Origin of the sequence: Micromonospora sp. RP3T (genome assembly GCF_003027925.1) — a bacterium.
In the GTDB taxonomy this organism is placed as follows: domain Bacteria; phylum Actinomycetota; class Actinomycetes; order Mycobacteriales; family Micromonosporaceae; genus Micromonospora.
Map to the genome: position 1 here is coordinate 38,406 of NZ_PYPS01000017.1, position 12,828 is coordinate 51,233.

Genomic DNA, 12,828 nt, shown 5'->3' on the forward strand with positions numbered 1-12,828 from the left:
AGCCGGGCCGCGTCAGCCGTCCAACTCCGCGCGGTACTTCCAGTAGCGCCGGCCGAACTCGCTGAAGTCGGGGAACTCGTCGGCCCAGAACTTCTTCGGCCCGACGCAGTGCACCAGGGACGCCTGCGCCGGGTCACCGCCGTAGGCCGGCTCCAGCCGCCAGCCCATCATGTGGTTCCACCGGTGCGGCAGCCGCAGCCAGCGTCCGAACAGGACGTGGTTCAGCGCGTCCTGGTCGGGGTAGCGCGCGGCGTCCGCGTGCCGCTCGATGTAGTCCAGCGCGCGACCGGTGACGTCCGCGTCGCGCCACCGCGCGAGGTCGATCAGCAACATGCCGGAGTTGAAGTAGGGCGCCTGCGGGTCCAGCGTGGCCTCCTCCCGCAGCCCCGGGAGCGCGCCCCCGTCGGCCAGCCGCCGGGTGTACGCGTCGCGCACCGCACCGACCACCGCCTCGCCGAGCGCGACGTCGGCGAGCCCGGCCAGCGACCCCGTGCAGAGCATGTCGCAGTCGAGGTAGACCAGCCGGTCCAGCTCGGCGGGCACCAGCCAGGGCAGGAACAGCCGCAGGTACATGCCCTGGGAGATGTGTCGCGCGCTGTCCCGGGTGGACAGCGGCAGGTGTGCGACCCGGTCCACCGGCCGGAAGCGCACCTCGCCGCGGTCGCCGACCTGCCGGCGGACCGCGTCGCGCAGGTCCGCCCCGAGTTCGTGATCGGTGACCAGCCAGAAAGTGGGCGTGGCCAGCGCGCCCTCGCGCAGGATGCTCTCGATGAGGACCCGTGCGTGCGGCACGTACGCCTCGTCGAAGCCGAGTCCGAAGTGCACCGCGTTCCCATCGTCGTCCCGACGCGCCCGGCGGTGGCGCCGCTGCCAGCTTCGGACACGGTGACCGGGATTGCCAACCCCGTACGACCCCTATCCGGCAGCGACGGGAGCCGATGTCCGGCCCGCCGGCCGGTAGGCTCGCCCGGTGGTGCCCTTCCCCGTTTTCTGGTGCTTCGCCCTGCTGTCGAACACCGCGGCGTCGGCCCAGTGGGTGAACATCGCCTGGGCGCTGGGCGACAACCGACTGCCGGCGGCGGTGCTCGCCGTGTGGCAGATCTCCGCGCTGCTGGGCACGATCCCCGGTGTGCTGCTGGGGGCGCGGGCGGCCCGCCGGCTCGGCCACGTCCGTACCCTGGTGTGGTCGTCCGCGGTCGAGGCGGCGAGCTGTCTGGCGGTGGCCGTCGTCGCCTGGGACACCGGCGACGGGCTGTCCACCCGCCGCGCGCTGCTGGTGGCGGTCGTCTGCTCGGTCACGCCGTTCGCGGTCGGCTTCGGCGGCCCGTCCTGGCTGGCCCTGGTCGGCGCCTGGCCGGGCAGCGCGAGCCGGACCCGCCAGTTGCTGCTGGACAGCATCCAGTTCCAGCTCGGCCGCACCGCCGGGCCGCCCGTGGCGGCCCTCCTGATCGCCACCGTCGCCCATCCGGTGCCGGTCGCGGCGGTGGCCAACTCCGTCACCTTCCTCGCCGTCACGGTGATCATGCTGGCCGCGGCGCGTACGCCCGGTGTCGGGCCGCCGCCGCCCCGGCTCGCCGACGCGCCGACGGCCCGGCCATCCTGGCGGCTGTTCGGCTCCACCGCCGTGCTCGCCGCCGCCGGATACGCGCTGGCCAGCGACACGTCCCGGCTCTACGTCGCCCGCCTCATCCGGGCCGCCGAGCTGCCCGCCGTGGTCTTCTCGGTGACCGTCTCGGTGGTGGCGCTCACCGCCGCCGGCGCCGCCGCCGTGGCCGCCCGGCGGCGGATACCGGACCGCCGGCTGGCCCAGCTCGGGCTCGGCCTGCTCGCCGCCGGCCTGCTCACCTGGGCGACCGCGAGCACGCTGGGCGTACCGGCCTGGATCGTCGGCGGGGCGCTGGTCGGCGCGTCGCTGCCGCTGGCGCACGCCGCGCTGACCTCGCTGGTGATGGGCGAGGCCGGCGACGCGGACCAGGCGACCGGGGCCGCGGTCACGATGGCGACGAACACCGGCGCGGTGGCGCTCGGCAGCACCGTGGTCGCTCCGCTGGTGAGCCCGCTCGGGCCGCTGGTGTTCCTGCCGCTGGCCGCCCTGGCGGCGATCGCGCTGGCCCGGGTGCGCCGCCGCTACCGGGCCGACGCCCTCGCGCCGCCGCCCGCCGTGCCGGTGCCGGCGGGCGGCGTCAGCGCCGGAGGCAGTCCGCCAGGTCGGCCGCGATGACCGCGGCACCGCTGACCGGGGCACGCAGCGCCGCGGGGAGCGGCCGGTCCCGCTGGTCGGGGTGCCGCCACGCCTCGGCGAGCGCCGCGCCGAAGGCCGGATCGGGCAACACCCGCTCGTTGAGGTCGTGCACCGCCCGGACCCCGTCGCCCTCCGGGAGGTCGGCCCCGATCGGGCGGTACGCGTCGTCCAGCACCCGCCAGGCGGGGCCCAGTTCCGTGCCGTGGTGGCGCAGCAACCGGCGCAGGTTGAGCACCTGCGAGTAGTTCTCCGGCGGCAGCGGCAGCATCGGACGGCCGAGCTGGGCCAGTTCCAGGATCGTGGTCAGCCCCGGGGGCGCCAGGACCCCGCCGGCCCGCCGGAACAACGCGAGCGCCGCGTCGTGGCTGAGCGAACGGGCGTCGACCCCGGCGAAGAGGTCACCGAATCGGTCGATGGCGCCCGCGCTGGTGAGCACCACCGGCGGGCCCGCCGACGCGTCGGCGACCAGGCGCAGCACCCGCGTGAGGTAGACGTGTTGGCTGCCCGGGTACGGGTTGAGCAGGCCACCGAGGCTGGCCACCCACGGCGCTCCGGCGCGGTCCGCCGGCCCGGTGTCGGCCGGCTCCGGCCCGACGTCGGTGATCGGCGGGACGGCCCGGACGTTCGGCACCCCGGTACGGGCCATCACCTCGACCGAGTCGAAGAGATCCTGCACCCAGTAGCGACGCACCGACCGGATGCCGGGGAAACCGGCGAACGAGTCCGGCCGCCACATGTAGGCCAGGCTGTCGACGCAGAACACCGGCAGCTCCGGCGCCAGGCGGGCGGCCAACGGCCGGTGCATCACCACGATCATCGCGTCCAGGGTCGGCCGCAGCTCACCGCCGACCTGCTCGGCCTCGTGGACGCTGCCGGTGTCCACGACCCGGGCCGACAGCCCGGTGCGCCGGAGCAGCTCCAGTCCGAGGCCGCTGGACACGAACGTCCAGCGCACCCCGTCGCCGAGCCGCCGGTGGACCGCCTGGGCGACGGCGACGGCCTTGCTCGCCGGCCCGTAGCCGAACGGCAGCGCGTACAGCCCGAGTCGCAGCGGCGTACCGCCCGGGCCGCTCATCGGATCGTCCCGGGCGTCCGGGCGGGCACCGGGGCGCCGGCGCCGACCGGGTCGGGACCACCACCGAGGCTGCGCAGCAGCGCCCGGAGCGAGCGGTCGAGGCTGAACCGCTCGGCGACCCAGGCCCGGCTGCCCGCCGGCACCTCCGGCGCGTCCAACGCGTCCCGCACCGCCGCGGTCAGCGCGTCGAGGTCACCCACCGGCACCGCGACGGCCGCCGGCCCGACGGTCTCCGGCAGGCCCGCGTCGGCGTACACGACCGTCCGCGTGCCGCTGGCCTGCGCCTCGATGGAGACCATGCCGAACGGCTCGCCGACCGACGGCAGGACCACCGCCGAGGCCGCCGCGAACAGGCCGGCCACCTCGGCGGGGGACGACGGCGGCGGGACCAGTCGGACCCCGGGCAGCCGGCGCAGCCGGTCCCGGAACCCGGCGGTCTCCGGGTCGAGCACGCCGGGGGTGACGTCGGTGACCCGCAGCTCCACCCCGAGACGACCGGCGACCGTCGCCGCGTCGGCCAGCCCCTTGTTCGCCACCAGTCGTCCCGCCCACACCACGTGCCGCCCCTTCTCGACGCGGGGTTGCCCGACGAACTCCGCCGCCACGAACGGGGTGACGACGTCCACCCCGGCGGCGACCTCGGCCTCGATCAGCCCGGCCAGCCACCGCGAGCAGGCCTGCCGCGACGGCGCGCCGGCGATGGCGGCGCGCAGCGCCCCCGGGTCGGCGGCGGGCGGCCACACCCGGCCGGGCGTGAAGCACGGCGGGTTGTGCATCATCAGGCCGGCCTGGGGGAGGTACGGCAGCCAGTGCGCCTCCTGGTGCAGCGAGACGAGATCCATCCCGGCCACCACCTCGGCGGCTTCCGCCGGGCTGCCCACCGCGTGCCTGCGGACCCCGGCCAACCGGTGCGCGTGCGCGGCGAACGCCTCGTCGAGGTCGTCGGGCACCGTGTCGTAGACGGCGACGACGTGCACGTCGTAGCGCCCGTTGAGCGCCTGCGCCCAGCCGGCCATGACGTTGGAGATGCCTCCCACCCGGAACCCGGACGGGTAGTGGCCCATGCTGACGAACGCGATCGATCCGGTGGAAGCGTGCACCCGGTCCCCTCCCCGAGGGCTCAGTAGACCATCCCCATGGCGTCGCGGACCTCGGCCAGCGTGGCGTCGCCGACCTCGTTCGCCCGACGGTTGCCTTCGGCCAGGATCGACCGCAGGTACCCCTCGTCGGCGGCCAGCTCCGCGCGCCGGCTGCGGATCGGGGCGAGCCGTTCGTTGACCGCCTCGGTGACCACGGCCTTCAGCCCCGCGGCGCCGGCGCCGGCCAGTTCGTCGGCGATGGCCTCCGGCGACCGGCCGCTGCTGAGCGCGGCGAGCAACAGCAGGTTGGCCACCTCGGGGCGACGTTGCGGCTCCCAGGTGATGGTGCGCTCACTGTCCGTGACGGCCCGGCGGATCAGCTTGGCCGTGACGTCGGCGCTCATCGCCAGCTCGATCGCGTTGCCCCGGGACTTGCTCATCTTCTGCCCGTCCACGCCGAGGATGCTCACCGCCTCGGAGAGCAGGGCGTCCGGGCGGGGGAACACGGCGTGCCGCTCGTCGGCCCGGCCATAGATCTCGTCGAACCGGCGGGCCACCACCCGGGTCTGCTCGACGTGCGGCAACTGGTCCTTGCCCACCGGCACCAGGTTGGCCTTGCAGAACAGGATGTCGGCCGCCTGGTGCACCGGGTAGGTCAGCATCAGCCCGGACATGGGCCGGCCGTTCGTCGCCGCGAGCTCCGCCTTCACCGTGGGGTTGCGGCGCAGCTCGGCGTCGGTGACCAGGGCGAGGAACGGCAGCATCAACTGGTTGAGCGCCGGCACGGCGGAGTGGGTGAAGATGGTGCAGCGGCGCGGGTCGAGCCCCACCGCCAGGTAGTCGGTGACAAGCGACAGGACCCGCTCCCCCACCGGGCCGACCGCGTCCCGGTCGGTGATGACCTGGTAGTCGGCGATGATGACGAACGTCTCCACCCCCGCGTCCTGCAACCGCACCCGGTTCTCGAGCGAGCCGAACAGGTGACCGACGTGCAGCCGGCCGGTCGGCCGGTCGCCGGTCAGCACCCGGAATCGGGACGGGTCCTCGCGCAACTCCTGCTCGATCGCCAGCGACCGTTTACGGGCGGCCGCGAAGGAGGCGTTGTCCGGCCCGCCGTCGGCCGGATCGTCCGGACCCGCCGCGGCCGGTGGGTCCATCAGCGAGCTGTCCTGCGCAGCGTGCATGAAACGGCAAGCCTCTCTCGTCACCGACGGCCGGGTGCGCCGTCCGTCCCTTTCGTACCGGGAATTGTAGGTGTTCGATCGACCGCCGGACCGGACGACCCGAGCGCCGCGAGGAAGTCCGCCCGGGTGTAGGCACCGTGGCGCAGGGTGCGTCGGAGCAGCCCTCGACGGACCAGACCCCGGTAGTCGGCGCTCAGGTCGGGAAAACGCTCGCTCCACCGCTGCCACAGGTAGGCGGCGGTGCGCAGGCCGTGCCCCTGCATCTCGGGCGCGGCCTGGAGGAAGGCGGCGGCCTCCGGCTGCTCGAACAGCTCGGCCAGGTCCGCGCCGGTGATCCGGCCGGCCGCGAAGCGCCCGACGGCGTGCAGGTACCCGGCGCCGTCCGGGAACGGCATCTTGACCCGGTGCGCCAGGTGGGACGGGAGGAACTCCTCCGCGACCTCCCGGAGCGCGACCTTCTGCCGCACCGGCCGCACCGAACGGTCGATCTTGCGGTCCGGCGGCAGGGCCCGCGCGTGGGCGATCACCGCCGAGTCGAGGTACGGCACCCGCGCCTCGACGTGGTGCGCCATGGCGCAGCGGTCCAGCCGCAGGCACTCCCGCGCGCCCAGGTCCTGCTGCTCGAACCGCATCCATGGCTCGACCATGGCCGGTGGCAGGTCGGCGTAGAAGCCGTAGCCGCCGAACAGCTCGTCCGCGCCCTCGCCGGAGAGCAGCACCTTGACCCCGGCGGTGTGGGCGAGGCGGGCGGTGAGCCAGGTGCCGACGCCGCCGAGCACGGTGAAGACGTCCGGGCTGACCGTGTGCGTGACGACGGCGTCGAGCAGGTCGGGGATCTCCGTCTCGTCGAAGATCACCTCATGGTGGTCGGTGCCCAGGTGCTCCGCCACCTCCCGCGCCGCGTCGAGGTCGGGGCTGCCCTCGATGCCGGCGGTGAAGGTGCTGACCCGGCCGGCCTCCCGGGCGGCGATCGCGGTCAGCAGCGAGCTGTCCAGGCCGCCGCTGAGCATGCAGCCCCACCGCACCTCGGTCGGGATCTGGTCCCGTACGGCGGTCACCACCAGGTCCCGCAGCGTCCCCTCGCGCGGGCGCGGCTCGATGGCGACGACCTCACCGCGCGACGACCACACGGTCCCCGGGGCCACCCGGCAGGCGAACGGTCGCAGCTCGGCCGGAATGGTCTCCGGGGTGCTGCTGACGAACGTGGACCCGCCCGTGCGCGCCACGTACAGCGGCTTGACGCCGATGCCGTCCACCGCCACCACCAGGACGTCCTGCTCCACGTCGTAGAGGCAGACCGCGTACATGCCCTCCAGGTGGTCGGCGAAGCGCAGCCCGTACTTCTCGTAGAGGACGCCCACGACGTGGCCGTCGTTGCCCGAGGGTGGGCGCACCCCCAGCTCGTCGAGGACCCGGCGATGGTTGTAGACGGCGCCGTTGAACGCCACCCAGGCGCGCCCGCCGGGCGAGCGCAGCGGCTGGTCCCCGTGCGCGACGTCGGTGATGGCGAGCCGGACCACCCCGAGGGTGAACCGGGGGTCGTCGAGCACGGCCGTCGCGTCCGGGCCGCGGTGGCGCATGCCGGCCAGGGCCGCCTCCACGGCGGCCCGGTCGGCGGGGAAGGCGGCAGCTATCCCGCACATGGGACCGTTCCCTCTCTCGTCTCCTCCGACCGGCGCCCCGACGCGCCGGTGCTGGTCACGCCGGCCGTCGGCCGGCCGAGGTCGGCGACGAGGTGTCGCCGGCGGTGCAGGTAGTCGAGGTACCCGTCCAGGGCCGGCCCCTCGAACGTCGGGACGACCACCAGCCGGGGCGGCATGGGCCGGTGGACCAGGTGCCGCCGCAGCTTCGCCGAGACGGCCGCCTCCAGGGCGGCCAACTCGTCGTCCCCCGGATCCCGCTCCGGCACGCGCAGGAAGAGCACGTCGTAGACGAGGCCGAAGCGGAGGCTTCCGGTCAGGCAGTCCTGCAGCGACCGTGTCTTCGGCTCCACGAACCCGCCCGGCAGCTCGGAGAGGAGCGCGGTGGTCACCCGGGCGTTGACCGGCGTGCCCAGCATGGCCAGCGCCGGCAGCACGTACGTGGTCAGCTCCTGGTCGAAGACCGTGCCCCCGAGCTCCACGAACAGGTGGTCGGGACGACCCGCGTCGACCCAGGCCCGGTGCAGGGTGAGCAGGAAGAACCGGCTCAGGTGCGGCACGAAGCTGAGATGTTCCCAGTCGGTGCCGCCGAACTCGCGCAGGAACGAGAGCAGGACGTCGCCGCCGAGAATCTGGTTCGGCCAGCCCATCACGATGTCCGGCAGGAACCGCCGGTAGGTGGCCAGGTCGTCGTTCGGCGAGGGATGGTTGCCGCGCTCGTTGGTGTTGAGGATGCCGTCGAACTTGACCACCGTCGCCGGGCCGGGGGCGATCGCGGCCAGCCGCGCCACCAGTTGACCCTTGCCGATGTCCGAGCGTGGGTGCCCCAGCAGGACGAACACCTGGCAGCCGGCGAAGTCGACGTGCCGGAACGCCTCGTCCAGGCGGTCGGTGACCGGGGTCGGTTCGCTCAACGGCCAGGTGCCGGTCATCGATTGGTTCCTTCCTGGACGGTCCGGGTGTGCGTGTCGACCCAGCCGAGCGCGCGGGCCCCTGTCACGTCGTACCGCAGGTCACGGGTGGCGCGGCGGATCCCGTAGCGGAGGTTGGGCCACCGGGCGGGCCGGCCCCGGGCCCGGGCGGCGGACCAGGTCAGCAGGCCCAGCGCCGCGTAGGCCGACCGTGGCACGGGCAGCACCCGCAGGCCGGGCGCGTGCCGGCGGCACCAGGCGCGGGCGAACGGCAGCGCCGCCGCCGGTCGGACCGGCGCGGCGTGGTACACCGCCGGGCGACCGTCCTCCACCGCCCGCCGGACCAGGTCGGCGACGTCCGCCGTGTGGACGAACGGCAGGTGGTTGCGGCCGGCGCCGACCAGCAGGCCGACCCGACCGACGGTACGGACGACCGGCGGGGTGCGCTCGTCGAAGAGGATCCCCGGGCGCACCACCACCAGGTTCACGCCGAGCCGCTCCGCCGACCCGCGCAGCCGGCGCTCCAGCTCGATCTTCATCGCCGGGTACGGGTCCAGCACCTCGGCGACGTCGGCCGGTGACCGCGTCTCGGGCACCGGATCCGTGCCGGCGCCCGGGTCCAGCCCGTACACCATCACGCTGGACACCTGCACGAAGGTCCGGACCCCGTTCGCGTGTCCGTGTTCCATCAGCCGCAGCGCGGCGTCCAGGTTGTCCCGCCGGTAGTCGGCCGGCGGGTGTGGGGCGAACCGGAAGGCGCAGTGCACCACCGCGTCGACGTCCCGGGTGAGGTCCGCCGCCGTCGCCGGGTCCGCCGGCGTGCCCTGCCGCACCTCGACCCGCCGGCCCGGGACCGGCGTCACCGGACGCCGGTGCTCCAGGGCGCGGACGTCGTGCCCGGCGTCGGCCAGGGCCGCGACGCAGGCCGCACCCAGCCGGCCCGCGGCGCCGGTCACCAGGACGCGCATCAGCCGACCGCCACGCGGTCGCGGGCGAGGCGCAGCACGTGCCCGGCGGTCACCAGGTCGGCCCACGGGTCGCCGGTCGAGCTGAAGACGGTGGTGCGGGCCGCCAGGTCGGCCGGGACGTCGGCGAGCAGCGTGCCGAGATCCGTCGCGTCCCGATGCGCCGGGCCCGCCTCGGCCAGGGCCAGGTCGAGATCCTCCACCAGGACCAGGTGCTCCCGCAGCAGGTCGGCGGCGACCTCCCGGCGGTCCGCCGCGTGCGCGCCCATGCAGTTGACGTGCACCGGCCCGGCCGGCAGCCGGGTGACCAGCGGTTCGGCCGAGCCGGTCGCGGTGCAGATCACGTCGCGCCCGACGAGCACGTCGTCCGGTCCCTCGGCGACCTCGACCGGGCACTCCGGGCCGACCAGGTCGACCGCCCACCTGGCGAACGCCTCGGCGTTTCCCACGCGGCGGCTGGCGACCCGGACCGACGCGATCGGCCGTACCGCGCGCATCCCCCGCAGTTGCTGCCGGGCCAGCACCCCGCTGCCGATCAGGCCGACGTGCAGCGGCCGGGAGGGGGTGCAGAGGTCGGTCACCAGCGCGGTGACCGCGGCGCACCGCAGGTCGGTCACGGCCGCACCGTCCAGCACCGCCAGCGGTCGCCCGGTCCGGGTCGACATCACCACCGAGAGCGCGTGGATCGCGGGCTCCCCCGCTGGCCGGTCCGGCACCAGCGCGGCCAGCTTCGTGACGAAGAGACCGTCCCGGGCACTGACCGAGGGCATGACGCCGAACATCGCCGGCGGGTCCGCGGCGGTCACCGTGGTCCGCAGCGGCGTACGCGCGGCGGCGCGCCGGCCCTCGGCGTACCCCTGGCGCAGTTCCTCGACCAGCGCGGGCAGGTCGGCCGCGTCGGTGACCGCGCGATGGTCGAGCACCAGCGGGACGAGACCGGTCTCGCCGCTCACGCCGCGCCGCTCCCGTCGGCGCACGGGATCAGCGCGCTGCGGGTGAAGGTCATGACCGGGGTGCCGTCGGACTTGAGCCCGCGGGTCCGGAACGTCACCACTCCGGTGCCGGGACGGGACCGGGAGAGGCGCTTGGCCACCACCTCGGACTCGGCGGTGAGGGTGTCGCCGACGAAGACCGGCGTGGTCAGGCGGATCTCCTCCCAGCCGAGGTTGGCCACCGCCCGCGCGCTGGTGCCGTTGGTGCTCATCCCACCGACGATGGCGAGTGTCACCAGACTCGACACCACGGGACGGCCGAACTCGGTCTGCTCGGCGTAGGCGGCGTCGATGTGCAGGGGGTGGGCGTTGAGGCTGAGCAGCGACATCCAGATGTTGTCGGCGTCGGTGACGGTCCGGCCGGGCCGGTGCTCGATGACGTCACCGACGTCGAACTCGTCGTAGTAGAGGCCCCGGGACTCGCGGTACCGCCCCGGCGAGACCTCGGTGAAGGCGCGCGGCGGCTTCACCGCGACCGCCCCGCCCGCGCGAGCGTGCTCTCGGCCTGCCGCAGGAAGGGTGGCCCGAGCATCCGGCCGTCCATGGTGATGATGCTCGCGCCGGTGCGGCGGAACTCCCCCACGATCCGGTCGGCCCGGTGGACGTCGGCCGCGCTGGGCGTGAACACCTCGTTGATGGCGTCGACCTGGCCGGGGTGCACGGCCACCTTGCCGGTGTAGCCGAGGCCGGCGGCGCGACGGGCGTCGGACTCGAGCGCGGCGGCGTCGTCGAGGTCGAAGGTCGGCCCGTCCACCGCCTCGATCCCGGCCGAGCGCGCGGCCAGCGCGACGCGGGACCGGGCCATCAACAAGGGCTCCCACTCCATGGCGGTGCCGGTGTCGGCGCAGAAGTCGGCCGCGCCGAAGGTCAACGCCACGAGGCGGGGACGGGACCGGGCGACGGCCATCGCGTTCTCCAGCCCGGCCGCGGTCTCCAGGATCGCCCACAGCACGGTGTCGATCCCCGCGCCGGCCAGGACCTCGTCGACGAGTTCGACGTCGTGCGGCGACTCCACCTTGGGCAGCACGATCATGTCCGGGGCGGTCCGGGCGTCGAGCACCATGTGCAGGTCGCGCACGCCCTCCGGGGATCGGACCGGGTTGACCCGCAGGCTGTAGCCGTCCGGCACCTCGGCCGGGTCGAGCAGGGCCACCGCCTGGCGCGCGCCGTGCTTGGCCTCCGCCGGCACGGAGTCCTCCAGGTCGAGCAGGTTGATGTCGGCGGGTCCCGCGGCGCTGCCGAGGAACCGTTCCATCCGGGTGGCCGGCGTGACGAGCAGGCAGCGACAGATCCCACGGGACCGGCTGCGGGGCACGCCCTCGACGAGGGTCATCTCGGGTCCCCGGCAGCCACGGCGCCGTCCGCGCCCACCAGGTGGGGGACCACCCAGTCGACGAGCAGGTCGACGAAGCGGCGCAGGTCGTCCTCGCCGAGGTTGGCCCGGATCATGACGCGTAGTCCCTCGCGGCCCCGGGAGGTCACCGGGAAGTACACCGGCGCGCAGTAGAAGCCCTCGGCCAGCAGCCTGCGGGACAGGTCCACGGCCAGGTCGCGGTCGCCCACCGGGAGCGCCCGCACCGGCAGGATGCTGCCGGCGGACTCGCTGGGCACCCGGGCGTCGAAGTAGTCGAGGTTGGCGCGCAGCCGGGCCTGCAGGACGGTCAGCTCCGGGCCGGCGTGCAGCCGGGCGGCGGCCAGGACGCTGCCCATGTTGGCGACGCTCGGGGACTGCGACCAGCACATCGGCCCGGCGAACGTGTTGACCAGGGCGGGGTCGACGGAGTCCGGGAGCATCACCACGCCGCCGGAACACCCGAAGCCCTTCTCCAGCGATCCGGTGATGAGGGTCAGGTCGTTGAGCCGGTCCACCGCCGACCGGATGTAGCCCTCTCCCCGGTCACCCATGACGGAAATGGCGTGCGAATCGTCCATCCACAGAAAGAGGCCGTAGCGGTCCTGGAGGTGCAACAGGCCGTCGAGATCCGCCAGGCCGCCCATGGAATAGGCGCCGTCGGCGACGTAGGCCACCCGCCCGTACTTCTTGCACGCGTCCTCGACGAAGTCGATGTCGTTGTGCGGGGCCACCAGCACGGGCGCCTCGTCGGCGCAGATCGGCTTCACGTAGTCCATGCAGAAGTGGCTGCGCTTGTCGAACACGGTGACCCGGGGACGGCCGTCGACGAGATGCCCCGAGGACACCAACGGGAGCAGTCCGGCGGTCGCCACGCTGCACGAGATCGCCAGCAGACACTGCGCCCGCCAGATCTCGGAGAGCTGGTCCTGGGCCTGCCGCAGCACCGACGGCCGCATCCGGGTGGGCGTGATGCCGAGGCCGACGCAGCCCTGGGCGGTCAGGGCGTCGATCGCCCCCTGCACCACCGCGGGGTGCGTGTTCAGCCCGAGGTAGGAGTAGGAGCTGAGGTTGAGGAACGAGCGGCCCGTGTCCGGGTCGTGCAGGGTGCCGTCGGGCCGGCAGTCGAGGTGCAGGTTGATCAGGCCACCGCTCTCCGCCTCGCGCCAGTTGCCCTGCGACAGACGCATCATCTTCGCGGTGTCGCGAAAACGGTGGGGACCTTCGGGAACGGCCGCGCCGGAATCGTCCGGCACCGTTTTCGCGGCAGTCTCCGCGACCGATGGACCGCTCATGCTCCCACTCCTTCAGGGGTATTATTAGGGGTCGCGTCGCACGCGATAAGGGTCGGCTATAGGGGTGCGAATTGAACACGTGCCGTCACGACCG

At 74.2% G+C, this 12,828-nt stretch carries 12 protein-coding genes; 1 reads left to right on the forward strand and 11 read right to left on the reverse strand.

What is annotated here, in order from left to right; translation table 11 throughout:
- Nucleotides 1–12: 12 nt before the first annotated feature.
- Nucleotides 13–825 (reverse strand): glycosyltransferase family 8 protein, encoded by an 813-nt coding sequence (locus C8054_RS15680; RefSeq protein ID WP_107157531.1) that lies wholly within the window; start codon nucleotides 823–825, stop codon nucleotides 13–15.
- A 145-nt stretch (nucleotides 826–970) separates the two neighbouring features.
- Here C8054_RS15680 and C8054_RS15685 point away from each other — a divergent pair, with 145 nt between their 5' ends.
- Nucleotides 971–2,221 (forward strand): MFS transporter, encoded by a 1,251-nt coding sequence (locus C8054_RS15685; protein ID WP_107157532.1) that lies wholly within the window; start codon nucleotides 971–973, stop codon nucleotides 2,219–2,221.
- On the opposite strand, the gene C8054_RS15690 is transcribed toward C8054_RS15685, so the two are convergent.
- The 10 genes from C8054_RS15690 to C8054_RS15735 are packed head-to-tail and all read right to left on the reverse strand — an operon-like array spanning nucleotide 2,184 to nucleotide 12,734.
- On the reverse strand, nucleotides 2,184–3,317 hold the full coding sequence (locus C8054_RS15690) for a hypothetical protein (RefSeq protein ID WP_107157533.1): 1,134 nt from the start codon (nucleotides 3,315–3,317) through the stop codon (nucleotides 2,184–2,186). The genes C8054_RS15685 and C8054_RS15690 overlap by 38 nt on opposite strands.
- Entirely contained in the window at nucleotides 3,314–4,417 is a 1,104-nt protein-coding gene (locus tag C8054_RS15695) for a glycosyltransferase family 4 protein (RefSeq protein ID WP_107157534.1), read from the reverse strand. Before C8054_RS15695 ends, C8054_RS15690 begins: the two co-directional genes overlap by 4 nt.
- 20 nt (nucleotides 4,418–4,437) lie before the next feature.
- On the reverse strand, nucleotides 4,438–5,553 hold the full coding sequence (gene trpS, locus C8054_RS15700) for a tryptophan--tRNA ligase (RefSeq protein ID WP_107157614.1): 1,116 nt from the start codon (nucleotides 5,551–5,553) through the stop codon (nucleotides 4,438–4,440).
- Between the two features lie 47 nt (nucleotides 5,554–5,600).
- Complete coding sequence (locus C8054_RS15705) at nucleotides 5,601–7,223, reverse strand: asparagine synthetase B (protein WP_107157535.1); 1,623 nt, start codon at nucleotides 7,221–7,223, stop codon at nucleotides 5,601–5,603.
- Entirely contained in the window at nucleotides 7,211–8,152 is a 942-nt protein-coding gene (locus C8054_RS15710) for a hypothetical protein (protein ID WP_107157536.1), read from the reverse strand. Before C8054_RS15710 ends, C8054_RS15705 begins: the two co-directional genes overlap by 13 nt.
- Complete coding sequence (locus tag C8054_RS15715) at nucleotides 8,149–9,099, reverse strand: NAD(P)-dependent oxidoreductase (protein ID WP_107157537.1); 951 nt, start codon at nucleotides 9,097–9,099, stop codon at nucleotides 8,149–8,151. Before C8054_RS15715 ends, C8054_RS15710 begins: the two co-directional genes overlap by 4 nt.
- Nucleotides 9,099–10,049, reverse strand: a complete 951-nt coding sequence (locus C8054_RS15720; protein WP_158273856.1) for an ornithine cyclodeaminase family protein — start codon at nucleotides 10,047–10,049, stop codon at nucleotides 9,099–9,101. The genes C8054_RS15715 and C8054_RS15720 overlap by 1 nt, the downstream gene beginning before the upstream one ends.
- A complete protein-coding gene (locus C8054_RS15725; protein ID WP_107157539.1) occupies nucleotides 10,046–10,558 on the reverse strand; it encodes a MaoC family dehydratase in 513 nt (170 codons plus the stop codon). Before C8054_RS15725 ends, C8054_RS15720 begins: the two co-directional genes overlap by 4 nt.
- Entirely contained in the window at nucleotides 10,555–11,421 is an 867-nt protein-coding gene (locus C8054_RS15730) for a CoA ester lyase (RefSeq protein ID WP_107157540.1), read from the reverse strand. The genes C8054_RS15725 and C8054_RS15730 overlap by 4 nt, the downstream gene beginning before the upstream one ends.
- A complete protein-coding gene (locus C8054_RS15735; protein ID WP_107157541.1) occupies nucleotides 11,418–12,734 on the reverse strand; it encodes an aminotransferase class I/II-fold pyridoxal phosphate-dependent enzyme in 1,317 nt (438 codons plus the stop codon). Before C8054_RS15735 ends, C8054_RS15730 begins: the two co-directional genes overlap by 4 nt.
- Between the last annotated feature and the right edge of the window lie 94 nt (nucleotides 12,735–12,828).

Excerpts from the sequence above, each read along its gene's own strand:
- C8054_RS15690 (WP_107157533.1), bottom strand. The coding sequence starts at position 3,317 with ATGAGCGGCCCGGGCGGTACGCCGCTGCGACTCGGGCTGTACGCGCTG.
- trpS (WP_107157614.1), bottom strand. The coding sequence starts at position 5,553 with ATGGACCCACCGGCCGCGGCGGGTCCGGACGATCCGGCCGACGGCGGG.
- C8054_RS15705 (WP_107157535.1), bottom strand. The coding sequence starts at position 7,223 with ATGTGCGGGATAGCTGCCGCCTTCCCCGCCGACCGGGCCGCCGTGGAG.
- C8054_RS15710 (WP_107157536.1), bottom strand. The coding sequence starts at position 8,152 with ATGACCGGCACCTGGCCGTTGAGCGAACCGACCCCGGTCACCGACCGC.
- C8054_RS15715 (WP_107157537.1), bottom strand. The coding sequence starts at position 9,099 with ATGCGCGTCCTGGTGACCGGCGCCGCGGGCCGGCTGGGTGCGGCCTGC.
- C8054_RS15730 (WP_107157540.1), bottom strand. The coding sequence starts at position 11,421 with ATGACCCTCGTCGAGGGCGTGCCCCGCAGCCGGTCCCGTGGGATCTGT.
- C8054_RS15735 (WP_107157541.1), bottom strand. The coding sequence starts at position 12,734 with ATGAGCGGTCCATCGGTCGCGGAGACTGCCGCGAAAACGGTGCCGGAC.